The sequence below is a fragment of the Caulobacter segnis genome (genome assembly GCF_031454995.1).
GTDB lineage: Bacteria > Pseudomonadota > Alphaproteobacteria > Caulobacterales > Caulobacteraceae > Caulobacter > Caulobacter segnis_E.
In genome coordinates this window covers 545,868-568,221 of record NZ_JAVDRV010000001.1, presented here as the reverse complement: position 1 = coordinate 568,221, position 22,354 = coordinate 545,868, and the positions used below count along the sequence as shown (strand labels likewise).

At 69.4% G+C, this 22,354-nt stretch carries 18 protein-coding genes and 1 pseudogene; 8 read left to right on the top strand and 11 right to left on the bottom strand.

Annotation, left to right across the window (positions count from 1 at the left end; genetic code table 11):
- Positions 1 to 100: 100 nt before the first annotated feature.
- Entirely contained in the window at positions 101 to 1,300 is a 1,200-nt protein-coding gene (locus tag J2728_RS02710; protein WP_309996006.1) for a DUF418 domain-containing protein, read from the bottom strand.
- 97 nt (positions 1,301 to 1,397) lie between these two features.
- Entirely contained in the window at positions 1,398 to 2,684 is a 1,287-nt protein-coding gene (gene ccrA, locus J2728_RS02705) for a crotonyl-CoA carboxylase/reductase (protein ID WP_309996003.1), read from the bottom strand.
- Between the two features lie 258 nt (positions 2,685 to 2,942).
- Here ccrA and J2728_RS02700 point away from each other — a divergent pair, with 258 nt between their 5' ends.
- The 3 genes and pseudogenes from J2728_RS02700 (at position 2,943) to J2728_RS02690 (ending at position 5,887) form a co-directional block, all read left to right on the top strand.
- Complete coding sequence (locus tag J2728_RS02700; RefSeq protein ID WP_309996001.1) at positions 2,943 to 3,674, top strand: enoyl-CoA hydratase/isomerase family protein; 732 nt, start codon at positions 2,943 to 2,945, stop codon at positions 3,672 to 3,674.
- Positions 3,674 to 3,773: pseudogene (locus J2728_RS02695) on the top strand (hypothetical protein); the annotation flags it as partial. The gene J2728_RS02700 and the pseudogene J2728_RS02695, both read left to right, overlap by 1 nt.
- A 125-nt stretch (positions 3,774 to 3,898) precedes the next feature.
- Positions 3,899 to 5,887, top strand: a complete 1,989-nt coding sequence (locus J2728_RS02690; protein ID WP_309995998.1) for a methylmalonyl-CoA mutase family protein — start codon at positions 3,899 to 3,901, stop codon at positions 5,885 to 5,887.
- Here the strand turns inward: J2728_RS02690 and J2728_RS02685 are convergent.
- Positions 5,884 to 7,242, bottom strand: a complete 1,359-nt coding sequence (locus J2728_RS02685) for an MFS transporter (RefSeq protein WP_309995995.1) — start codon at positions 7,240 to 7,242, stop codon at positions 5,884 to 5,886. The two genes, J2728_RS02690 and J2728_RS02685, sit on opposite strands and share 4 nt — an antisense overlap.
- A gap of 91 nt (positions 7,243 to 7,333) precedes the next feature.
- Between J2728_RS02685 and J2728_RS02680 the strand changes: the two genes are divergently transcribed.
- Positions 7,334 to 8,047 carry an extensin-like domain-containing protein gene (locus tag J2728_RS02680; protein ID WP_309995993.1) on the top strand — a complete coding sequence of 238 codons (714 nt, stop codon included), beginning with the start codon at positions 7,334 to 7,336 and terminating at the stop codon, positions 8,045 to 8,047.
- Here the strand turns inward: J2728_RS02680 and J2728_RS02675 are convergent.
- Positions 8,016 to 10,022: an acyltransferase family protein gene (locus J2728_RS02675; protein ID WP_309995991.1), complete on the bottom strand. Its 2,007-nt coding sequence runs from the start codon at positions 10,020 to 10,022 to the stop codon at positions 8,016 to 8,018. The genes J2728_RS02680 and J2728_RS02675 overlap by 32 nt on opposite strands.
- Positions 10,023 to 10,102: 80 nt before the next feature.
- Positions 10,103 to 10,600: an SRPBCC family protein gene (locus tag J2728_RS02670; RefSeq protein ID WP_309995988.1), complete on the bottom strand. Its 498-nt coding sequence runs from the start codon at positions 10,598 to 10,600 to the stop codon at positions 10,103 to 10,105.
- Positions 10,601 to 10,939: 339 nt separating this feature from the next.
- Here J2728_RS02670 and J2728_RS02665 point away from each other — a divergent pair, with 339 nt between their 5' ends.
- The 3 genes from J2728_RS02665 to J2728_RS02655 all read left to right on the top strand — a co-directional run bounded on the left by J2728_RS02665 (position 10,940) and on the right by J2728_RS02655 (position 16,025).
- Complete coding sequence (locus J2728_RS02665; RefSeq protein ID WP_309995985.1) at positions 10,940 to 11,704, top strand: SDR family oxidoreductase; 765 nt, start codon at positions 10,940 to 10,942, stop codon at positions 11,702 to 11,704.
- Positions 11,705 to 11,783: 79 nt separating this feature from the next.
- Positions 11,784 to 14,312, top strand: coding sequence for an ATP-binding protein (locus tag J2728_RS02660; protein ID WP_309995984.1), 2,529 nt, complete (start codon positions 11,784 to 11,786; stop codon positions 14,310 to 14,312).
- A gap of 63 nt (positions 14,313 to 14,375) precedes the next feature.
- Positions 14,376 to 16,025 carry a M61 family metallopeptidase gene (locus J2728_RS02655; RefSeq protein ID WP_309995981.1) on the top strand — a complete coding sequence of 550 codons (1,650 nt, stop codon included), beginning with the start codon at positions 14,376 to 14,378 and terminating at the stop codon, positions 16,023 to 16,025.
- On the opposite strand, the gene J2728_RS02650 is transcribed toward J2728_RS02655, so the two are convergent.
- A complete protein-coding gene (locus J2728_RS02650; RefSeq protein WP_309995979.1) occupies positions 16,022 to 17,185 on the bottom strand; it encodes an aminotransferase in 1,164 nt (387 codons plus the stop codon). The genes J2728_RS02655 and J2728_RS02650 overlap by 4 nt on opposite strands.
- An 86-nt stretch (positions 17,186 to 17,271) precedes the next feature.
- Here J2728_RS02650 and J2728_RS02645 point away from each other — a divergent pair, with 86 nt between their 5' ends.
- Entirely contained in the window at positions 17,272 to 17,520 is a 249-nt protein-coding gene (locus tag J2728_RS02645; protein WP_309997555.1) for a GlsB/YeaQ/YmgE family stress response membrane protein, read from the top strand.
- A 7-nt stretch (positions 17,521 to 17,527) separates the two neighbouring features.
- Here J2728_RS02645 and J2728_RS02640 read toward each other — a convergent pair whose 3' ends face one another.
- From J2728_RS02640 to J2728_RS02620, 5 genes are all read right to left on the bottom strand, one after another.
- Positions 17,528 to 19,903, bottom strand: a complete 2,376-nt coding sequence (locus J2728_RS02640) for a putative bifunctional diguanylate cyclase/phosphodiesterase (RefSeq protein WP_309997554.1) — start codon at positions 19,901 to 19,903, stop codon at positions 17,528 to 17,530.
- A 232-nt stretch (positions 19,904 to 20,135) separates the two neighbouring features.
- Positions 20,136 to 20,978, bottom strand: a complete 843-nt coding sequence (locus tag J2728_RS02635; protein WP_309995976.1) for an alpha/beta fold hydrolase — start codon at positions 20,976 to 20,978, stop codon at positions 20,136 to 20,138.
- 26 nt (positions 20,979 to 21,004) lie between these two features.
- The gene (locus J2728_RS02630) at positions 21,005 to 21,253 is read right to left on the bottom strand and encodes a helix-turn-helix domain-containing protein (RefSeq protein WP_309995973.1); all 249 of its coding nucleotides are present in this window, start codon (positions 21,251 to 21,253) and stop codon (positions 21,005 to 21,007) included.
- Positions 21,253 to 21,855: a DUF2975 domain-containing protein gene (locus J2728_RS02625; protein ID WP_309995971.1), complete on the bottom strand. Its 603-nt coding sequence runs from the start codon at positions 21,853 to 21,855 to the stop codon at positions 21,253 to 21,255. The genes J2728_RS02630 and J2728_RS02625 overlap by 1 nt, the downstream gene beginning before the upstream one ends.
- A gap of 150 nt (positions 21,856 to 22,005) precedes the next feature.
- Positions 22,006 to 22,266 (bottom strand): EF-hand domain-containing protein, encoded by a 261-nt coding sequence (locus J2728_RS02620; RefSeq protein ID WP_309995968.1) that lies wholly within the window; start codon positions 22,264 to 22,266, stop codon positions 22,006 to 22,008.
- Positions 22,267 to 22,354: the final 88 nt, after the last annotated feature.

Here is a 22,354-nt window from a genome sequence, read left to right as displayed (position 1 = left end):
GATCTTCTGTGACATCTTCCGCGCAGTTCGCCCAACATTCGGCCGCATTCTCCCGGCGCCTCCGGCCGTGCGCCGGCCGCGGTGCGGCTAACCTTGAGGCTCAGGCGGGCTTGCGTCGTAGCGGCGTTGGGCCGCGATAGGCGAGGCGCCAGAGCCATTCCAGCGGCCCCATGGAAAAGCGCTTCAGCCACCAGCGGGAGGCCAGGATCTGGAAGGCCCAGGTGGCGATGACGATGGCGGCCAGGGCGGGGCGGTCCAGCTTGCCGTAGAGCACGGGGCCGCGGCCGCCGAAGGCCAGGGTCGTCATGACCAGCGACTCGAAGATGTAGTTGGTGAAGGCCATCTGGCCGACCGGCGCCAGCAGGGCGGGGATCGTCCGCCAGACCTTGGCGTCGGCCGCCAGGACTATCAGGCCCAGATAGCCGAGGCTGACGACGGGCGCGGTGACGCTCTGCATCCAGTGGGCCAGGCCGCCCAGGCCGCCGGGGTGCGAGGGGACGACGAGGAACAGCGTCATGACCGCCGCCACCAGCGCCTGAGCCGAAAGCCCCACGGCCACCAGGGTCTTGTAGGCGCCGCGCGAGGCTTCGCCCTTCAGCAGGCCGGACTTGAACAGGCCCATGCCCATCAGCATCAGGCCCAGCACGATCACCGGCCACCGCGGAAAGCCCGCCCAGCTGCTGCTGACGAACTCCCAGTAGTTGTGGCCGGTCTGGGCCAGGGAGGTGGCGAAGTCGCCGGTGAAGGCGGTGGTCTGGGCCTGGGCCTCCTTCTGGATGTGGGCGATCGCCTGGGGCGGCGGCGGGGTGATGAACTGGGCGGCGCGGCGGGTTATCCGCCAGAACTGCCAGCCGTTGATCCCCAGGTGGATGAGGATTCCCGCCGTCAGCAGGCGGCGCGCGCTCCAGCCCCGGACCAAAAGGGCGATCAGGCCCACCGAGGCGTAGGTCCACAGGACGTCGCCCTGCCAGATGACGAAGCCGTGGAAGAGGCCGATGGCCAGCAGCGCCAGCAGGCGCTTGACGATCATCACCGTGCGATCGCGGTCGCCGCCCTCGCCGCCGACCAGCAGGATCGAGGCGCCGAACAGCAGGCCAAACAGCGTGTAGAACTTCTGCTGGAAGAACACCTGCGTGACCCACCAGACCGCCAGGCTGGCCGGGGCCTGGCCGTGCGGCCAGAAGGGGATGCTCTCGGCGACGATCTCCGGCGCGAAGACCAGCGGAATGTTGCACAGAAGGATGCCCAGGATCGCCAGACCCCGCAGCGCGTCCAGCAGGACGATCCGATCCTTCGCCATCTTTGTCCCCCATGCCCTCGCCGCCATGCTGGGGGCGTCGCGCGGCTAAGGCAATGGGGGATTTATATTTGTAATCTTGACGCCGCTCGCCGGTCGGCTAGCGCCCGTCGCTCAGCTCCCGCACTTCCTCGACGGTGCGCAGGCCGGGGCGCTGGGCGCAGACCAGCACGGCCATGTTGCCGGGCAGGTGCTTGTTGGCCAGCATCTTCTCGTGGGCGGCCGGGATCTGGTCCCAGGGGAAGACTTCCGACAGGCACGGATCGACGCGGCGGTCGATCACCAGCTGGTTGGCGGCGCTGGCCTGCATCAGGTTGGCGAAGTGCGATCCCTGCACGCGCTTCTGGCGCATCCACAGGAAGCGGGCGTCCATGGTCAGGTTGAAGCCGCTGGTGCCGGCGCAGATCACGACCATGCCGCCGCGCTTGACCAGGAACACCGAGACCGGGAAGGTCTGCTCGCCAGGGTGCTCGAACACCATGTCGACGTCGCGATTGCCGGTGATCTGCCAGATCGCCTTACCGAACTTGCGGCTTTCCTTCATGTAGTCGTTGAACTCGGGGCCGTTGACCTTGGGCAGCTGGCCCCAGCAGTTGAAGTCGCCCCGGTTCAGCACCGCCTTGGCGCCCATCGACAGCACGAACTCGCGCTTGTCCTCGGATGAGACCACGCCGATGGCGTTGGCGCCGGCGACGGCGGCCAGCTGGGTGGCGAAGACGCCCAGGCCCCCGGACGCGCCCCAGACCAGAACGTTCTGGCCGGGCTTCAGCTCATGCGGCTTGTGGCCGAACAGCATCCGGTAGGCCGTGGCCAGGGTCAGGACGTAGCAGGCGCTTTCTTCCCAGGTCAGGTGCTGGGGGCGCGGCATCAGCTGGCGCGACTGCACCCGGCAGAACTGCGAGAAGCTGCCGTCCGGGGTCTCATAGCCCCAGATGCGCTGGCTGGTGGAGAACATCGGGTCGCCGCCGTTGCACTCCTCGTCGTCGCCGTCGTCCTGGTTACAGTGGATGACCACTTCGTCGCCGGGCTTCCAGCGTTTGACCTTCTTGCCCACCGCCCAGACGATGCCCGAGGCGTCGGATCCGGCGATGTGGTAGGGCTGCTTGTGGCCGTCCAGCGGGCTGATCGGCTCGCCGAGCGCGGCCCAGACGCCGTTGTAGTTGACGCCCGCGGCCATCACGAGCACCAGCACCTCGTCCTCGCCGATCTCCCATGTGGGGACCACCTCGACCTGCATGGCGGTCGAGGGCGGGCCATGGCGCTCCTTGCGGATGCTCCAGGCGTACATGGTTTTCGGCACGTGGAAGGCCGGCGGGATCTCACCGATCTCGTACAGGTCCTTCAGGACGGACTTGTCTTGTGTCGCCAGTGGCGTCGCGGTCGTCATCTCACTCCCCGTTCCTTCCGCGCTGCAACAACGCGTAAAGGCCAAACTCGGCTGCGCGCCCGGGTGGTGAAGGCGCGAAAAACACCTCCCCTTCGGGTCATTTTGGCTTCCGGACGCAAAAAACATTCCGGAAGACCCCTACGCTGAGACAGATGTTTGAAACTGGCAAGTGGAATCTTGTGCGGCGCAACATCGACCGTCGGGGCGCCGTGAGGGAAAGGTTGCGGCGGCCGTCCCGGCGGGCCACGCTGCGCGGCGATGATCCATCTTTCCCATCCCGAACCTTCGATCGCCCTCGTCGAACTGGACGTCGCGCCGGCCAATGTCCTGGCCCTGTCCGAGCGCGGGCGATTGCTGGAAGCCTTCGCGACGATAGAGGCCGATCCGGCGATCCGGGCGGTGGTGCTGACGGGGCGCAACGGGGCGTTCTGCACGGGCGATGATCTGGCCGAGGCCCTGACTCGCGATGTCGCGGCCCAGACGGCGGCGATCCTGCATTTCCTGGCGATGTGCGACCGGGTCGCCGCCTGCCGCGTCCCGGTGATCGCCGCGATCGACGGCTGGTGCATCGGCGGTGGACTGGAGCTGGCGCTGGCCGCCGACATCCGCCTGGCCAGCGACCGCGCCAGCCTGGCGTGCTCCGCGGTGCGGATGGGGCTGACGGCCTCGGCCGAGCGGCTGGTGAAGCTGATCGGCGAGAGCCGCGCCAAGGTCCACCTGCTGACCGGCGCGCCGTTCGACGCGGCGCGGGCGCTGGCCGATGGCGTGGTGGCGGAGGTCCATCCGGCGGCGGGTCTGCTGGACGCGGCGCTGGACATGGCGCGGCTGATCGCCTCGCGCGGGCCCCTGGCGGTGGCGGCGACCAAGCGGGTGGCGTCAGGGCTGACGCGCACCGAGGCCGAGATTTCCGCGCTGGCCGCGTCGGCGGATCATGCGGAGGCGCGGGCGGCGTTCGTGGGGAAACGGGCGGCGGTGTTCGCGGGGCGCTAGAAAACGCCCCCTCCGTCTCGTCGCGTATCCGCGCCGATCCACCTCCCCCGCGAGCGGGGCAGGAGGTGCGCTTCATCCTCCCCCGTGAAACGGGGGAGGGGGACCGCGAAGCGGTGGAGGGGGCGCTATGCCTATTCGCACTCGCGAAATGGATATTGCGTCGCAGCAAATCCCGGATCATGATCGCCGATAATCAAAGGCCGCCAGAGCCCCCGGGAGTGATCATGACCTCGACGCCGCACCAGCATGCGCCCGATCCGCCGTGGATCTTCCGCACCTATGCCGGACACTCGACGGCGCAGAAGTCGAACGCGCTCTATCGGGCCAATCTCGCCAAGGGCCAGACGGGCCTGTCGGTGGCTTTCGACCTGCCCACCCAGACCGGCTACGACCCCGACCACATCCTGGCGCGGGGCGAGGTCGGCAAGGTCGGCGTGCCGATCAGCCATCTGGGCGATATGCGCGCCCTCTTCAGCGAGATCCCGCTGGAGAAGATGAACACCTCCATGACCATCAACGCGCCGGCCGCCTGGCTGCTGGCGATGTATGTCGCCCTGGCCGACGAGCAGGGCGCGGATCGTAAGACGCTCCAGGGCACGACGCAGAACGATCTGATCAAGGAGTATCTGTCGCGCGGCACCTACATCTTCCCGCCGGGTCCGTCCCTGCGGCTGATCGGCGACATGATCGCCTGGTGCTATCGCGAGGTTCCCAAGTGGAACCCGATGAACGTCTGCAGCTACCATCTGCAGGAGGCCGGCGCGACGCCGGAGCAGGAGCTGGCCTTCGCCCTGGCGACCGCCATTTCGGTGCTCGACACCGTCAAGGCCGGCGGCCAGGTCCCCGACGAGGACTTCGAGATCGTCGCCTCGCGGATCAGCTTCTTCGTCAACGCGGGCGTCCGGTTCGTCACCGAGCTGTGCAAGATGCGCAGCTTCACCAAGCTCTGGGACCAGATCCTCTTGGAGCGCTACGGCGTCCAGGACCCCAAGGCCCGCCGCTTCCGCTACGGCGTGCAGGTCAATTCCCTGGGCCTGACCGAGCAGCAGCCCGAGAACAACGTCTACCGGATTCTCATCGAGGCCCTGGCCGTCACGCTCAGCAAGGACGCCCGCTGCCGGGCCCTGCAGCTGCCGGCCTGGAACGAGGCCCTGGGCCTGCCGCGTCCGTGGGACCAGCAATGGTCGCTGCGCCTGCAACAGGTTCTCGCCTACGAGACCGACCTGCTGGAATACGAGGACCTGTTCGACGGCTCCAATGTGGTCGAGGCCAAGGTCGCCGAACTGTCGAAAGGCGCGCTCTCGCAGCTGGCCTTGATCGACGAGATGGGCGGCGCCCAGAACGCCATCGACTACATGAAGGGCGAGCTGGTGTCCTCCAACGCCAAGCGGGTGCGGGCGGTCGAGACCGGCGACCTGACCGTGGTCGGCGTCAACCGCTGGACCGACACCGAGGTCTCGCCGCTCTCGGCCGGCGAGGGCGCGATCGAGACGGTCGACCCTCGGCTCGAGGCCGAGGTGGTCACTCGCCTCAAGGCCTGGCGCGAGGCGCGCGATCCGGCCGCCGTCGAGGCCGCTCTAAGCGCCCTGAAGGCTGCCGCCGCCTCTGGCGCGAATATCATGGAACCCTCGATTTCCGCCGCCAAGGCCGGCGTCACCACCGGCGAGTGGGCCGGGGCCCTGCGCGAGGTGTTCGGCGAATATCGCGGCCCGACGGGCGTGGCCGTGGTCGTCTCCACTGGCGAGGCCGAGGACGTCGAGGCGGTGAAGCGGGAGGTCGAGCGGGTCTCCCAGCTGCTGGGCCGCGCGCTCACCTACCTGGTCGGCAAGCCCGGCCTGGACGGCCACTCCAACGGCGCCGAGCAGATCGCCACGCGCGCCCGGGCCTGCGGCATGGAGGTGGTCTATGACGGCATCCGCTCGACGCCGGAGGAGATCGTCCGCCGCGCCAAGGAGACCCGCGCCCACGTGATCGGCCTGTCGATCCTGTCGGGCTCGCACCTGGATCTGGTGCAGGAGGTCATCCGCGTGATGCGCGCCGAGGGCCTGGGTGACATCCCCGTCGTCGCCGGCGGCATCATCCCCGAGGCCGACGCCCTGATCCTGAAGCAGATGGGCGTGTCGCGGATCTACACGCCCAAGGACTTCAAGATCACGCAGATCATGGGCGACGTGGTGAAGCTGGTGGAGGCGACGGCGCTGGCGGAGGCCTAGCGCCCGCCCAGCCGCCACGCCGCCAGCACGCCCACGACCGCCAGCGGCAGGAAGGCCGCGAACAGCAGAGGGCCTCGGTCGGCGGCCAGGGTCGGGTCGATCCCGTGACTGAAGCCCAGCAGGTTGGCCATCGCCCCCGCGCCCGCCGCGCCCGTGGCGCCGCCGATCAGCTGCGAGGTCGGCACCGCGCCCGAGGCCACGGCCTGCTCGTCGGCCGGCGCGCCGCCGATCGTCCGGCGGGCGATGAAGGCGTGGCACAGGCCAAAGCCCGCCCCCATCACCGCCAGGGCCAAGGCGGTCTCGACCAGGGTTCCGCGCGGCGTCGCCCAGGCGCTGGCCAGCGCGCCCAGCAGGATCACGACGACGCCGACCCGCACGAAGCGGCCATCCCGCTCGGCCGGCACCTTGCCCACCAGGATGGCGCACAGCGTCCAGCCCGCGGCGATCGCCCCGACCACATAGCCGGCCAACAACGGCGAGGCGTGGTGCTGGGCCTGGATGAAGGCGGGTCCATAGACGGTGAAGCCGATCACCGCCGCCTCGGTCGAGAAGATGGTCAGCAGGCCCAGACCCGTGGCGGACGAGAGGTCGGCGGCGCTCTTGGGCAGCAGGCGATCGTGGGTCTTGGCGTTGAGCGCCAGCATGGCGGCCATGCCGATCGCGCCGCCGATCGCCAGCCCCACCGCCAGCCGCGGCGAGGCGACGACTCCCGCCGCGCCGATCAGGCTGACGGCCAGCACCAGCACGGTCAGCTGCGGGACCGGCACGCGGCCTCGGGCGGCGTCGCCCTTGTCGGCCGGCAGCATGACCATGACGGCGGCGATGAAGATGATCGCCTGGGCGACGAACATCCAGAACGCCCCGCGCCAGAAGCCAGCGGCGGCGAACAGGCCCCCCAGGGTCGGGCCCAGCAGGGTCGCCGCGCCCCAGACGCCGGCCACGGCGCCATAAACGCGCGGCCACAGGCGCTCGGGGAACAGGGCGGTGATCGCCACGTAGCAGAGCGCCACGACGGCGCCCGCGCCAAGGCCTTGGACCAGGCGGCCCAGGATGAAGGTGACGAACTCCGGCGCCAGGGCGCTCATCGCGCAGCCGATCGCGTAGACGAGGCCGCTGAACGCCGTCGCCTGGCGCAGGCCCAGGGCCAGGGACAGCTTGCCCGAGCACGCGCCCGCCACGATCGAACCGGTCAGATAGGCCGCCACGGACCAGCCGAAATAGGCGTAGCCGCCGATCTCGCGCGCCACGCTGGGCATGATCGTCGCCGTCACCAGGGTGTCGGCGGCGTTCAACCAGATGCCCAGGCACAGGAGGGCGAAGCGCGGGGCCAGGGCCTTGTCGATCGTCAAACGCATGCCGGTTGGGCCATCTCCGCCGAAGAGCGACAGCCTGTACGCCGCCCGCGCGGGCAAGTGAACCCACGCGGCGATGCTTCGTTGGAACGGGGTGAAACCGGTATCCCCCGAAATCCTGGCGCTGGCCGGCCTATGGACGCTCCTTCTGGAGGCGGTCCTCGCCGGGCTGCTGCTGCTGATCCTGGTCGACCGGATCGCCCCGCCCCAGGACCTGCCGTGGAAGCCGTTCTCGCTGAACCAGCCGATCGGACTGGCGACGGCCGGAAAGCTGTCGCGGATCGCCTCGGACCCGATCGCTTGCCGCGCGGCGCTGCGCGCGGGCGGGCTGACCGTCGTCGATCAGCCGGAGAAGGACGACGGCTTCTGCTCAACCCGCGACACGGTGCGCGCGTCGGGCAAGCTCTCGCCCGCGGCGCCGGTCATGACCTGCCCGATGGCCCTGCGCTACGCCCTCTGGGAGCGGCAGGTGGTGGCGCCGGCGGCGCGGGAGCGGCTGGGTCAGGCGGTGGTCCGGGTCGATCACCTCGGGACCTATGCCTGTCGCACCATCTACGGCCGGCCCGGCGAGCGGCCCAGCGAGCACGCCCGCGCCAACGCCCTCGATATCGCTGGCTTCCGCCTGGCCGATGGCCGCCGGATCACCGTGGCGCGAGACTTCCGGCGCGAGACGGACGAGGGCCGCTTCGTCCGCGCGGTCCGCGACGGCGCCTGCCGGGTGTTCGGCGTGGTGCTGAGCCCGGACTACAACGCCGCCCACGCTGATCACCTGCACCTCAATCCAGCGGGTTACGCCCTTTGTCGCTGAGGCCCCGGTCCATCCAGCCGGGAACCAGCCGCCGCGCCCCCGAGGCGGCGAGATGGTCGTCGTCGAAATAGATGAGCTCGCCGTCGAGGGCGCCGACACAGGTCGCCCCTCGGCAGAGGTCATCGCCAGGGAACACCGCCCGGACCGCTGGTCGCCGCGCCAGGACCTCGCGGATCTCGGCTTCCGTCGGACGAAGGCGCGCCAGGATCAAGTCGGACGGCGCGGAAGAGCAGCCCGCCTCGCGCAGGCCCAGATGACGCGCCTGGGCCAGGCATTCGGGCGGGGTGAAGGTGAGCTCGGGCGTGGGGCCGATGATCAGCACGACGGCGCGCGGATTGGCGGCGGATATGGCGTCCACCGTATCCAGCAGCACCTTCGACAGCGCCGGAGTCTCGCTCCGCTCGCCCTCGGCGGTCATCGCGGTTCGGGGCGAGTTGACGTCGTAGAAGGGCGGCGCGTCGCGGTACATCGGCCAGCGCGCCGACAGCACGACAAGCTTCAGCTTCGGATTGGCGGCGATCTCGGCCATGGCCAACTTGGCCGCGCGCGGACATTTCAGCTCCACGCCGTTTTGCATGTGGACGCGTACGCCGATGACGGGAGGACAGCCGCCCTGGGCCGCTTCGCGCACGCTCCAGCCGCGTTTCCGCGCCCACTCGACGACGCCCGGCGTCATCGCGTCGGCGTGGGAGTCGCCCCAGACCAGCACGTCGTAGTCCTTGGCGTCGGGCGCCGCGCCGATCCGGCAGCCGATCGGCTTGATGTTGCCAAAGCAGGTCTCGCGCAGCGGATTGACGTCGCTCTCCTCCAGCGCCGCGGCGGCTTGGGCTGCCGGCGACAGGCGAGCCGGCAGGCCGTGGGTGAGGAACAACAGCGCGCCCGCTCCGACGATCGCCAGCGGCGGCGCTAGCATGACCAGCAGGCGACGCCAGGGGCGGTCCGTGGAGCCCTTCCGGAACGGCTGCTCGACCAGGAACCAGGTGGCCGTCGCCAGCAGGACCGCCAGCGCCACGAGGCCGGCGCGTTGAAGGAGGGTCAGTGGACGCTGGGCGACGTCGGCGGCCAGGACCAGCAGGGGCCAGTGCCACAGATAGAGCGAGTACGAGACGCGCCCGATCGCCGCCATCGGCGGAAGCCGGAGGACCGCCGCGCCGGCGGCCTCGCCCGCCTGGCCGCTCCACAACACCAGCGCCGTCCCCAGGCAGGCGGGAACGGCCAGCAGGCCCGGGAAGGGCGAGGCGTCGGTCAGCAGGACCAGGCTCGCGGCGATAAGCGTCAGGCCCAGGATCGCCGCGGCGTTGGCGGCGGCGCGGCCGACCGGCGCTCGGAACAGGCCCAGGGCCACGACCGCGCCGGCCAGGAACTCCCACGCCCGGGCCGGCGGACCAAAGAACGCCCAGACGCCCTGGCCGCCCATGACCATCGCCTGCGCGCCGGCTAGAGAGACGACCAGTAGGCCCAGCGCCAGCCAGGGCCGGACGGGCCTGAGCCGCTTCAGCGAAAGCGCCGCGATCAGCGCGGGCCAGACCAGATAGAACTGCTCCTCCACGCCCAGCGACCAGAGGTGCAGCAGCGGGTTCTCCTGGGCGCCGGGCGAGAAGTAGCCGGCGCTCTGGGTGAGCAGGATATTGGCGGCGAACAGGCCGGAGGCCGCCAGGGTCGCGCCGGTCTGGGCCAGCTGACGCGGCATCTCGATCCAGGCCGCCAGCCCGGCGGTGACCAGCGCGACCACGACATAGGCCGGGATGATGCGCCGGGCCCGCCGCAGGTAGAAGCCGCCCCACGAGAAGCCGCCGGCGTCCCTCTCGTCGGCGATGATCCGGGTGATCAGAAAGCCGGAGATGACGAAGAACACGTCCACCCCGACGAAACCGCCCGGAATCCACCCCGGGAAGGCGTGATGGATCGTGATCGCCAGGACGGCGAGCGCGCGCAGTCCGTCGATGTCCCGCCGATAGTCCGACCGCCGCCCCATATGCCCCCGCCCCGTGTTTACGGAGGTAGTCTCGAGGGGCGGGGTTGGGCGTCAAGCGATTTCTTACATTCGTAATTGCGCTAGAGCGTCTTGGCCAGGGCCGTCAGCTGGTCCGCCGCGACGCCCCAGCCCTCGTGGAAGCCCATCTTCTCGTGGTTGTCGCGGTCCTCGGCCGTCCAGTGGCGAGCCACGGCGCGGTAGCGGGTCTTGCCGCCGCCCAGGTCCTCGAAGGTGACGATGCCGACCATGAACGGCTTGGCGGAAGGCTTCCAGGTCTCGGTGAAGGCGTCGGTGAAGACCAGCTTCTCGTTCGGGACCACTTCCAGAAAGACGCCCGGCTGCGGCATGCGCTCGCCGTTGGGGCCGTTCATGACAAGGTAGCTGTTGCCGCCGGTGCGGACGTCCTGACGCACGTCCGAGACGTACCAGGGCTTGGGACAGAACCACTGGGCCAGCAGCTCGGGCGAGGTCCAGCACTGGTAGAGCGTCTCGCGCGGAACATCGATGATCCGCTCCAGGACGAGGTCCAGGTCTTGTTCCTCGTTCTTTGGGGCGGCGGGGGCGGTGTCGAGCGGCATGGCGCGTCTCCAGGTTTGGGTCGATCTTGCCTCAAGGACGCGGCGCTGGCGCGAGGGCCGACAGGGAGCGCGAGAAAAATCTAACGCAGCGAAAACTCCCCGCCTTCCTGGGCCTTGTGCCCAGGACCCATCGTTCCGCGTCTCGGAGGTTCAGGCGGCGCCATAGGCCTTTCAATTTCGCCTCGCTTCGCAATCGGAGCCCGCCGTCAGCATGGGTCCTGGGCACAAGGCCCAGGAGGGCGGGAGTATGGATCCGTACAGCGCGCGAACCTCGCTTGACCCTCGCCGCGCCCCGCCGCACTGTGCCCACAATTCAAACAAACGTTTAGGGAGCGCGCCATGAGCCTCTTCGACCTTTCCGGCAAGGTGGCGATCATCACCGGGTCCTCGCGCGGGATCGGCAAGGCGATCGCCGAGCGGATGGCCGAGCACGGGGCCAAGGTGGTGATCTCCTCGCGCAAGGCCGGCCCCTGCGAAGAGGTCGCCGCGGCGATCAACGCCAAGCATGGCGCGGGAACGGCCATCGCGGTCCCGGCCAACATCGCCTCGAAGGATGAGCTGCGAAACCTCGTCGACAAGACCCGCGAGGCGTTCGGCCAGGTCGACATCTGCGTCTGCAACGCCGCCAGCAATCCCTATTACGGCCCGATGGAGGGGATCGCCGACGACCAGTTCCGCAAGATCCTGGACAACAACATCATCAGCAACCACTGGCTGATCGGCATGGCCGCGCCGGAGATGCGGGCGCGGAAGGACGGCGCGATCATCATCGTCTCGTCGATCGGCGGCCTGCGCGGCAACGCGATCATCGGCGCCTACAACATCTCCAAGGCCGCCGACTTCCAGCTGGCGCGCAACCTCGCGCACGAGTTCGGTCCGGACAACGTGCGGGTCAACTGCATCGCGCCCGGCCTGATCCGCACCGACTTCGCCCGGGCGCTGTGGGAGAATCCCGAGACCCTGAAGCGCTCCACCCAGGGCGTGCCGCTGCGCCGGATCGGCGAGCCGGACGAGCTGGCGGGGGCGGCGGTCTACCTGGCCTCGAAGGCGGGGAGTTTCATGACCGGACAGGCGCTGGTCGTGGACGGCGGGGCGACGATCTGACGCCGTCCGCGGGACCATAGACTTAACGCCTCCTACATCAGTTCCCGCGAAACGTGGCCCCGGATTCCGGGGAGCCGTCGTGCGGCGTTTGTTGATTTCATTCGTCCTGCTGGGGACCTTGGCGGCGGGTGCCGTCCAGGCTCAGCCGGGCGCGCCCCTGGACCAGCGTCTGGAGCAGTTGAGCCGGACGATCGGCGTCGGCGCGGTCCGTCCGACCTCGGATAACCAGGACGTCGAGCGCGCCGGCGAGGCCGCGTTGCGAGAGCGCGACCGCCAGCGGCTTTATGACGCCTGGCGGGTCCTTTACGCCTATAAGAGCAACCAGGTTCGGCGCCGTTTCGATCCCTGGGCCCAGCGGTTCGGAACAGCGGCGCGCCGCGACGGCGACGCGGCCCTGACCGCCCTGGTGGATCTTCAATCCATCGCCCTCCGCCACGAGACGCAAGGCTTCCGCGCCTTCACCGAGGCCGACTGGCGCCGGTTCATGGACCGCTCGGGGCCCGATATCCGCCTGATGGCCGGTATCGAGCGGGTGCGGCACCTGGGTCAGGTGGGGCGCTGGCGCGAAGCGGCCCGTCTGGCGACCGAGCTGACCAACGAGGCCGAGCGCGCCGGCGAGATCGCCCATCCGGTCCTGGCCGAGCTGCACCAGATCCACAGCTACACCTTGGCCGACATGGGCGACAAGGAAGGCGCGCTCGACCACATGGCCCGGGCGGCCGAGATGGACGAGCGCGACGTCTTCTTCATCCGCAAGGTCGAGCGGCTCTACGACATCGCCTACACCGCCGCCGATCTGGGCGCGCTGGATCAGGCGCGGGGCTTCGCGGCCCTCCACCATCAATGGGTGGCCAGTTCGGGCAACGCGGACCTGCTGACCTGGGATCGCTATCTCTGCGCCAAGATCGCCAACCTGGCCGACCGGCCTCGACAGGTGCTGGACTGCCTGGCCGAAGCCAAGACGCTGATCGACCGGCCCGAGCGGCGGCTGCAGGTGGTCATGCTGGGCCTGCGCGCGACCGCCCAGGCCCAGCTGAGCCAGGCGTCGGCGGCGCGCGCCGACCTTCAGCGGATGCAGGCGCTCCCCGACGCGCTGGGGCCGCGCGACCTGGCCGCCGAGGCTCTGATCAAGGCCTATATCGATCAGGCCGAGGGCCGCTCGACCCAGGCTTTCCGCGAGCTGGACGCCTGGCGCAAGGCCGAGGCCTTGCGCGTGGCCCGGCAACACGCCCGCAACGTCGCCGAGATGTCCGCGGCCCTGGACGGCGAGCTGCGCGCCAAGCGCGACGAGAGCCGGCGTCTGGCCGAGCAGGTGCGCCTGTCGCGCAGCCTGGTGCGAGCCTCGGCCGTTATCGCCCTGTTGCTGGCGGTGCTGGTGGCCGGCGGCGTCGGCTGGGCGCTGCACCAGCGACGCGCCTCGCGCCGTCTGAAGGGCGCCCAGGAGCGCGCCGAGGCCGCCAACCAGGCCAAGTCGGCCTTCCTGGCGGTGATGAGCCACGAGCTGCGCACGCCGCTGAACGGCATGCTGGGCCTGGCCCAGGCCCTGCGCACCGACACGCTGACGCCGGAGCAACGCGAGCAGATCGACCTGATCCTCGACAGCGGCGACACCCTGCTGGTGCTGCTGAACGACATTCTCGACCTGTCCAAGATCGAGGCCGGCAAGCTGGAGATCGCCCCGACCACGGGCGACCTCGTCGGCAGTTGCGCGCGCCTGGTCGGCGGCTATCAGCCCACCGCTCGGGAGAAGGGGGTGGCCCTGGCGTTCCGGCTGGAGAGCGAGGCGCCGGGTCCCTTGATGTTCGACGGCGTGCGCGTGCGCCAGTGCCTGACCAACCTGGTCTCCAACGCCCTGAAGTTCACCACCGAGGGCAAGGTGGAGGTTGGCCTCGCCTGCTATCCGGAGGATAGCGGCCGCGTGCGCGTGCGGCTGCGGGTTTCGGACACCGGCATCGGCATGAGCCAGGAGACGATCGCCAAGCTCTTCAGCCCCTTCACCCAGGCCGACGCCTCGACGACCCGCAACTTCGGCGGCACGGGCCTGGGCCTGAACATCACGCGTCGTCTGGTCAAGATGATGCACGGCGAGATCAAGGTCGAAAGCGAGGAGGGGCGCGGCTCGATCTTCACGATCGAGATGCTGGTCGACCCGGCCGAACCGATCGAGCCGGCGGTCGGCGCCGAGGCCGCCGCCGAGGCCGCCGAGGGCTTCGCCGCCCTGCATGGCCGGCGGGTGCTGGTGGTTGACGACCATCCGGTCAATCGCCGCGTCATCCGCCTGTTCCTCGAGCCGTTCGACTGCGAGCTGGTCGAGGCCGAGAACGGCCAGGTGGCGCTGGATATCCTGGCCCAGCGGCCGATCGATCTCGTGCTGATGGACGTGAACATGCCGGTGCTGGACGGGCTGGAGGCCACGCGCCGCCTGCGCCTGGACCCACGCTTGCACCGCCTGCCGGTGATCGCCCTGACCGCCGACGTGATGTCGGCCCAGATCAAGACCTGCCTCGACGCCGGCTGCGACGCCCACGTCGCCAAGCCGATCGACCTGCGCAACCTGCTGTCGGCGATGGACCGCTGCCTGACGCGCACGCGCGAGACGGCGGGGTAGTCGCTTGCGCGCCCGGGGCGCGCGCGCGAAGCTCCACGCCAGGTTGGCGTGGGGGGAGGACGGATGCGGCGCGTTGTGTTCGGGGTTTCGGTAGCCGCCGCCCTCGCCATCGCCTCCGTCGCCGCCGCGACGCCCCCTCCAACCCCGATCGTCTACGAGATCTCGCCGGTGTTCGAGACTGGAGCGCTGAAGGAGATCGCCGTGGCGCTGCGGTTCCAGACCGACGCCAGCGGCGTGACCAGGCTGGAGCTGCCACATCGGAACATGAGCCGCTCCGAGCTCTGGCGAGGCTTGCGAGGATTGGGCGCCGAGGGCGCGCGGCTAGAGGGCGACGACGCCGAGCGGGTGGTCAGGTCTAAGCCTGGCGCGCGCGTCACCGTTCGCTATCGGATCGTTTCGAGCCTCGATCATGAGCCGACGGACACTGACGGCTATCCCGAGGCGCCCTGGATCAGGCCCGACTGGTTCTTCATCGACGGGGCCAGCGCCCTCGCGACCGTCGAGGGAAGGGAGGGAGCGGCGACGACGCTCGTCTGGCGGAATTGGCCTGCGGGTTTCGGCCACGCCTCCAACCTCGACGGCCGGACGGGGTTCGATCCGACGCGGGGCTTACTGATCGGCGGTCGCGACCTGAGAGTCGTGAGCCGCGGCCCCGTCCGCCTGGCGATCCGTGGACGCCATGCCTTCGCGGACGCGACGCTGGCCGCCGACCTGGCGGGGATCGTCGCCATCGAGCGGGCGTTCTTCCGCGACGATCCGACCACGCCCTATTTCGTCGCCGCGTCCAGTTCCGCGCCGGGCGCGGCTCAGGCGTTCTCGGGCGTCGGGAAAGCCGACGCCTTCGCCATGATCGCCACCCAGGGCATGACTCTGGCGGATCTGCGCGCCTATCTGGCTCACGAGATTTTCCATGGCTGGAACCCTGTTCGCCTGGGACGGCCAATCGGGCCGGAGGGCTACTGGATCAGCGAAGGCTTCACCGACTTCTACGCCCGCCGCTTGATGAGACGCGCGGGGCTGACCTCGTCGGCGCGGTTCGCGGACGCCTGGAACGACATGTTCCGCGCCTACGGGGTCTCGTCGGCCAGGACCATGGGCGGGGCCGAGGCCGCCAAGGCGTTCTGGAGCGACCCCGACGCGGAAAGGATCCCCTATCAGCGCGGCGCCATGCTGGCGGCGTTGTGGGACTGGCGGTTGCGCCAGGAGGGCAAGAGCCTGGACGCGGTGATCCGGGCGCAGGCCGAGGCTTTCCGCGAGCAGCCCGACGCGCCCCTGACTGACCTCTTCGTCGCGACCATGGCCAAGGCCGGAGTCGACGTCGGCGCGGACGTGGCCCGCTATATCGACCGGGGCGAGGCGATCGATCTGCCGGGCGCGGTGTTCGCCCCCTGCGGGACGCTGGAGACAGTCACGGTTCCGAGCTTCGAGTTGGGCTTCGAGCCCCGTCCGGGCGCGGACGGGCTGCTTTGGGTCACCGCGATAAAGCCCGACAGCGCGGCCTTTCGCGCCGGCCTGCGCGACGGCATGGTCATCGTGCGGAAGGTCTCGGGTAGCAGCGGCGACTCGACGCGGCCCTACGACCTGATTGTCCGCTCGGCGGACGGCGAGCGGCGGATCAACTTCCTGCCGCGGGGCGCGGGAACGGCGCGCTACCAGACGCTTACGCTGGATCCGGCGGCGCCCGCCACGGCCTGCGACTTCCTCGACGGCTAATCCGCCATCGCCTCCCGCGCCGCCGCCAGGCGCTCGACGGCGGCGTCGAGGGTCGCGTCGGATTTGGCGAAGCAGAGGCGGACGACGGTCGTGACCGGATTTTCGGCGAAGAACGCCGACACCGGGATCGCCGCCACGCCGAAGTCGGCGACGCAGCGTTCGCAGAAGGCCACATCGTCCAGCGCGATCCCCGAGGCGGCGAGGTCGACGTTCAGGAAATAGGTCCCCTGGCTCTCCAGCACGACATAGCCCGCCGCGCGCAGGCCGGCGGTCAGGCGGTCGCGCGAGCGCTGGAGGGCGGCCGGCATCTCGTCGAACCAGGCGCGGTGGTGCGTTAGGCCCCAGGCCACGCCCGCCTGCAGGTTGGGCGGGGTGGTGAAGGTCAGGAACTGGTGGGCGGCGGCCAGGGCGCGCGTCAGGGGCGGGGCGGCGCAGAGGAAGCCGACCTTCCAGCCGGTCATGCCGAACAGCTTGCCGGCCGAGCCGATCTTGACCGTCCGCTCGCGCATGCCGGGGAAGGTCATCAGCGGGCGGTGGCGGCGACCGTCGAACACCACGGCCTCCCAGACCTCGTCGCAGACGGCGATGACGTCATGGCGGACGCAAAACTCGGCCAGCAGGGCCAGGTCCTGGTCGGGCGTCACGACGCCGGCCGGATTCAGGGGGCTGTTCAGCACCACCATCCTCGTGCGCGGCGAGAAGGCGGCTTCGAGCCTCTCGCGGTCAAAGCGCCAATCCGGCGGGGAGAGGCGGACCAGCTTCGGGACGCCGCCCGCGCGGCGCACCAAAGGTAGGTAGGCGTCGTACAGCGGCTGGAACAGCACGACCTCGTCGCCGGGCGTGATCAGCGACAGGAACGCCGCGGCCAGGGCCTCGGTCGCGCCGGAGGTGATGGTGATCTCGGTGTCCGGATCCAGCGAGAGGTCTTGCGTCCGAGCGTAGTGCCCCGCGACGGCGGCGCGCAGCTCGGGCAGGCCGCGCATCGGCGGATACTGGTTCGACCCCTCGATCAACGCCCGCGCCGCGGCCTCGCGGACGGGCAGGGGGCCCTGGTCGTCCGGAAAGCCCTGGCCGAGATTGATCGCGCCGTGCTGGCGGGCCAGGCCGCTCATGCGCTCGAAGATCGTGGTCGGCAGGTTGTCGAAGACGGGATGGACCATGGGGGTGGTTAGCCTCTCGGCGGCCGCGGATGAACCAGAAGCCAAGCTCGCGCATTGACGAGGCTCACCATGCGGAGTGCAACATCATGAACGGCGTCGGCTTCATCGGGGCGATCATCATCGGGATTCTGGCCGGCTGGATCGCCGAGAAGATCATGAAGCGCGATCACGGTCTGCTGACCAATCTGATCGTCGGCCTGGTCGGCGCGTTGCTCGGTTCGTTCGTGGCCGGCCTGCTGGGCATCCACATGTTCGGACTGCTGGGCAGCCTGCTCATCTCGACGCTGGGCGCGGTCATCCTGCTGTGGCTGCTGGGTCTGGTCCGCAAGCGCTAGGTCGGCGCTAGCCGAAGCTTTCCTCACCCTCGTCCCAGTCGTCGCCGAGGTCCCAGCCCCGCATCCGCCGCGCCGTGGCGGTCAGCAGGAAGCTGGGGATGTCGCCGACGGGCATCGGGCGGCCGTACAGGAAGCCCTGGAAGTGGTCGCAGCGCATCTCCGCCAGCAGCCGGGCCTGGTCGACGGTCTCGACGCCCTCGGCGGTGACCTCGAGGTTCAAGGTCCGGCCCAGCAGGGCGATGGTGCGCAGGATGTCGGCGATGGCCGGGTTGTCCTGCATCTCGGCCACGAACGAGCGGTCGATCTTGATCTTGTCGAACGGGAACCGCCACAGGTACGAGAGGCTGGAATAGCCGGTGCCGAAGTCGTCCATGGCGATCTTCACGCCCAGCTTCTTCAGTTCCGACAGTTGCTTCAGGATCTTGGCGCTGTCCTGCAGCAGCAGGCCCTCGGTGATCTCCAGCTCCAGGCGCGCCGGCGCCAGGCGCGACGTCTTCAGGGCCTTGCGCACCTGGGCGACCAGATCGCCGGACACGAACTGGTGCGGCGAGAGGTTGACGGCCACGGTCATGGGCGCGGGCCAGCCGACCGCCGTGCGGCAGGCTTCGTTGAGCACCCATTCGCCGATCTCGCCGATCAGGCCCCATTGCTCGGCGCACTCGATGAACTCGCCCGGCGCGACCAGGCCCCGACGCGGGTGCTGCCAGCGCAATAGCGCCTCGAAGCCGGTGACCAGGCCGGCCTCGCGCCCGATCAGCGGCTGGAAGAACAGCTTCAGCTCGTTGTTCTCCAGCGCGTCGCGCAGGTCCATCTCCAGCTCGCGGCGCTGCTGGATCCACAGATCCATCGAGGTCTCGAAGAAGCGATAGGCGCCGCGCCCGTCGCCCTTGGCCTGGTACAGGGCCAGGTCGGCGTTCTTCAGCAGGCCATCGGGGTCATCGGCGTGCAGCGGGGCCTCGGCGATGCCGATGCTGGCGCCGATCAGCACATGGTTGCCGCGCACGTCGTAGGGGCGCGACAGGCTTTCGACGATGTCGCGGGCCAGCTCGCCCAGGGCCTCGGCGCCCGGCGAGGGGGCCACGACGACGGCGAACTCGTCGCCGCCCAGGCGAGCGACCAGGCCGCTCTCGCCGATGTGCGCGCCGACGCGGTCGCGCAGGCGGGCCGAGGCCTGGACCAGAAGGTCGTCGCCGATCGGATGGCCCAGGCTGTCGTTGACGCCCTTGAAGTGGTCGAGGTCCAGGCACAGCACGGCGCAGCCGGCGCCGCGCGGTTCGCGGTCGGCGCGGCCGTGCTCGGTCCAGGCGCGGCTCAGGGCCTGCAGGAACGACAGGCGGTTGGGCAGCTGGGTCAGGACGTCGTAGTGGGCCAGGCGCGAGATGCGGGCCTGATCCTCGCGGGCCTGGGTGATGTCGGCGCCAACGCCGCGGAAGCCGGTGAAGTGGCCATCCAGGTCGTGGACGGGCTTGGCCGACAGCGACCACCAGTGGGTCTCCTCGCCGACCTCGATCGAGACCACGACGTCGCGGAAGGTCTTCTGTTCGACGAACAGGGCCGAGAGGGCCGCGACCGGGCCGTCGGGGCCCTCGGCCGCGCCGCACAGGTCCGACATCGGCTGGCCCAGAAGCTTGGCCTTCTCGACGCCGGCCGCGGCGACCATGCGCTCGGAGACGTAGGTCAGGCGGCCAAGGGCGTCGACCTCCCATAGCCAGTCGCTGGCGCCTTCCTCGAAGTCGCTGAGCAGCAGGCTGACGACCTGGCGCTGGGTCTCCAGCTCTTCGGACGCGATCAGGCGGTCGACGAAGATCCGGGCGTGCGACAGGCACGAGGCCACGACGACGGCGTGGCAGAAGATCAAGAGGCCGCCCAGGGCGTAGAGAATCGGGTCGTGGCTGGTCGACAGGGCCCACAGCGCGCCCAGCGCCATCGGCGTCGAATAGGCGATGGCCGCGGCCGGCAGGGTCAGAAGGGCGAAGCCGCCGCAGCCGATCATGCCGGCGATCACCGAGGCGACCATCATCGGCATCGAGCCCTGGAAGCCTTGTTTGGCCGGCATGGTCATGATCGGCAGGACGGCCCACAGCAGGCCCAGCAGGCCCGCCTGCCAGGTGACGCGGCGCACGCCGCGCGCGGAGACGACCTGGTTGGCGCTTCGCCGGCGCTGGGAGGCGACCCAGCCGCGCAGGCCCAGCAGGGCGTAGGCGACCACCGCGCAGGCCCAGAGCGTCAAGCTGTCCGCGTGCGGACTGCCTTGTCCCGCGAAGGCGACCAGTATGGCGATGATGATGTTGGCGCCCATCATGACGGGCGTCATGCGCAGGATGCTCTGCACCTGCTCCATGCGGACACGGCCAGCCATCGCCTCGGGCAAGGCGGGCAGCATCCTATACAAAAGCGCGGTCGTTTCTCGACCGACGAAGCTGATCGTGGAACGCAAGTGCCCTGATCCCCCGGGGGCGGTCCGCTCCCCAAGCGAAGAGATATCCGTCGTTTATGTAAATTGGCGGTTAAGTGTGACCGCGCCTAAACCCGTAAGTGGGCCAGCGCCGCCGCTTCGAGGTCCTCCGGAGAAAAAAGCCGCCGTGTCAACAACAGGCGGCTCGGCCGACGCGGCCCTATTGATCGATGAAACGTGTCACGCGTTCGGCGAACGCCTTGGGGCGCTCCAGATACATCAGGTGCCCTGTCTTCGGGACGACCTCGCGCCGCGCGCCGGGGATGGCGGCCTCCAGGGCCTTGGCCTGTTCTTGCACGTCCTTGATGTCCACCTCGCCCACGAGGATCAAGGTCGGAACATGGATGTCTCCCAGGCGCGGCCTGGCGGGCGAGCTGGGCGGCAGCTCGCGCGTCCCTGCCGTGAGGTTGCCTGGATAGGCCTTGAGGATCGCCTTGAGCCGTTCGCGCTGCGGCGCGGCGGACTTGGTCAGGATGTAGGGGTCGCGCGCCACGCTGTCCGTCAGCCCAAGCTTGTACAGGGTCAGCAGCTTCAGCGCGCGGAAGATGAAGCCGAACGAGGCGTCGAAGCCGCTGATCCAGGGGCCCACCAGGACCAGGCGATCGACCTGTTCGGGGTGCGCCAGGGCGTAGTCCACGGCCAGGCCGGACCCCGAGGACGAGCCGACCAGGACGGCGTGCTTGACCTCCAGGGTCTTCATCACGACGGCGAGGTCGTCGACGGGACGATAGGGCTGGTCGGCGGGTGGCGAGGCGCCATAGCCGCGCCGATCATAGCGGATCACCTTGAAGCGCTGGCAGAGCGTGGGCCAGATGTCGTCGTAGGCCACCGAGTGCAGGATGCCGTCGTGAAGCAGCACGACGGTCGTTGGGCCCGCGCCGCAGGTCTCGTACGCGAGCTTGCCATCGGGAACCGCGACGAATCCGGCGCCGGCGCGCGCCAGAGTGGCCCAGGCCAGCGCGCAGCCGATCGCGATCGCCCGAACGGGCGTTGAAAGTTTCATGACCTTGTCTCCGAAAAAGGGCGCGGTTAGCTGGCGCGTCTGGTCTCTTCGCCCACGACGTCGGGCGGTTGTTCGGGCAGGTATTCGAGGATGTCGCCTGGCTGGCAGTTCAGGACGTCGCAGATGGCGGCCAGGGTCTCGAACTTGACGCCCTTCACCTTGCCGGATTTGAGCAGGGAGAGATTGGCGTCGGTGATGCCGATGGCGCGGGCCAGGGCGTTCGAGCGCACCTTCCGGCGGGCTAGCATGACGTCGAGGCGAAGGATGATCGGCATCAGACGAAGGCCTCCCGGTCCTCTTCAATCTCTCGGCCGACCTGCATGACCTGTCCGACGACGAAGACGAGCAGGCCCAGGACGAACGCCTGCAGGCTGGCCATGTGCGCCCAGTTCTTGTCGATCTCGTAGCCGGTCGCGGACAGGAAGAGATGGCAAATGAGCGGCGAGAGGGCGTAGGCGCACAGCCAGGCGCCGACCACGCCGAAGCGGCGGGCGGCCGACGCGGAGAACACCTCGCCCCGCTGGTAGCCGGCGAACAGCGCTCGAAGGCTCCAGAAGATCATCAGTATGGGCGCGGCCCGAACGACGCCCACGCCGACATAGACCAGGCGGTGGACTAGCGGCAGCGAGCCGAACGCCACCGAGTTGGCCGGCCCCTCGCCGATATAGCAATTGTCGGGGCCGATCCGGACCAGCTCGCCCTTGTAGAACAGCATGATGGCGATCGCCGCGACCAGAACCGCGCTGGATAAGGAAAAGAGGCCCGTGAACAGCCACACCGCCGCGCGGCTACCCAGGCGCACGCGGCGCTGGGCCGCGCTTTCCGGCCGAGGGGGCGGAGGTCGGTAGAGCGGCTTCAATCGCAAAACATTCGCCATGGCGCGTCTCCTCACGCCACAGTTTTGCAGAAAAAAGTTTCTGTCAATCGATAATTATCGATGCCGCTTTGGCGCGGTCACGTGTTCGCTGGCGGCCGCGCGCCCGCCGATGGAAAAACGGCGCTCGTCTCGTCGAGCGACGTCCAGGGATCAGGACTTGGGCTTGGCCAGTTCCGGGTGCGCGAAGTTCACGAACTCGGGGCCATCGACGCCGCCGTCCTTGTTGGCGTCGGCCTTGGCGAAGTCGGCGGCGGGCTGGCCGTATTTCACCCACTCGGCCTTGTCGATCTTCTGGTCCTTGTTGGTGTCGGCCGGGTGGATGAACTTGCCGGCGGGCTTGGCCTGGGCCAGCGCTCCGGAGGCCGCGGCGAGGGTCGAGAGCGCCACGAGGGCGAGGGCGATCTTACGCATGACTGTGCTCCGTCATCGATGAAGGCGGGCGGAGAGACTGACCGCCGGTCGTGACCGAAAGACGGCGACGGGCGCGGCGTGCCCCATC